1 protein-coding gene and 1 pseudogene are annotated in these 1,160 nt (G+C 40.2%); both read left to right on the top strand.

Annotation, left to right across the window (positions count from 1 at the left end; all coding sequences use genetic code 11):
* Positions 1–684 (top strand): DUF6453 family protein (locus PR725_RS21805; RefSeq protein WP_272570410.1); only part of this gene is annotated, 684 nt, incomplete at its 5' end.
* Between the two features lie 73 nt (positions 685–757).
* A pseudogene (locus PR725_RS21800) lies at positions 758–1,160 on the top strand (hypothetical protein); the annotation flags it as partial.

The raw sequence follows: 1,160 nt of genomic DNA, 5'->3' as shown, positions 1-1,160 counted from the left end.
TCGCATTTTTTCTTATACGGTACGCTAAAAGATAACCCACCTGATACTTACGGTTTATTTTTGAATGCAGGGGCCTCTGCAGCAATTGATAACTTTCGAAGTATCACCCAAGAAAATGAAGTGGCTTATTGTGTTTATCGTAAGAAAATTTATATCGACGTCAATAACAATCGAGGTTACTGGAGCTTACCGAACGATATACCCAATCGTAGTTCTGCATTAGTTTTCCTGCGACCAGAAAGCACAAGCCAAGTACTTCGCTATGACCGGCCTAACAACCGAATTATATCTTGGGGGGCGGGTTGGGTGTATGTCGTCGTTTTTTCGTACGGTTTAAATCTACAACCCGCCGATGGATTAACGATTTGGAACAAACAGGGTAAAGTGGTTTTCAATTCAGATTACATTCCATTCTTTAATAATGGGCACACCATCAAAATGAGTGGAAATGTCGCCACAAGCTCATTTGAAAAACCGATGTTCAGCATGGATATGCCCAATACCTGGTTAGAAAATGAAAGGGTAAACGTTAATTGTTATTTATCAGGGTTTAGAGTTGAAAATAACAAGCTAATCGCAAACCGGATGTGGACCATCGATTTTTACCCAAGTTACGCCAACTATATGTATAACCAAGTCGTGTATTCCAGTTCCTATTGCATCGATTTTAATGATTACTTTTAGCTTCTAAAAACACCCAATCACAAATAAGCCGCTTAATTGCGGTTTTTTTACGTTCAAAATTCAAGGAAACCCCATGATTTATGAAATTGGCACTATCTCAACAAAGGCTAACGACCCGAGAATCACAGGTAAAAGCACGTTATGGAAAAACAGCGTGACGAAAGTCTCTGTGGGGCAAATTATCCTTATCCAGTCGGGCAATACGATATATCAAAACAGCATTCGCTCGGTGGAAAGCGATACACAAATGACGTTAAGCTTTCCCGTTCCAGTGGCGCTAACAGATGTGAAATACGTTATTTCAATCACGATGATTGGTTCAGTATCAGACGGTGTTAACAAAGCAACAGCGATGGTTACTGAAAGCTATCAACTGATGATGATATTGAACCGACTTATGACCGAATCCGGTGTGATTAAAGTGGTGTTACCTGATGGCACTGAAATGCAACTGAGAACGGAGAAAGAAAGGGATA

The organism is Providencia sp. PROV255 (assembly GCF_028478065.1).
In the GTDB taxonomy this organism is placed as follows: Bacteria; Pseudomonadota; Gammaproteobacteria; order Enterobacterales; family Enterobacteriaceae; genus Providencia; species Providencia rettgeri.
Note: the sequence above shows the minus strand (reverse complement) of the source record. Positions and strands in the feature narration are given on the sequence as shown.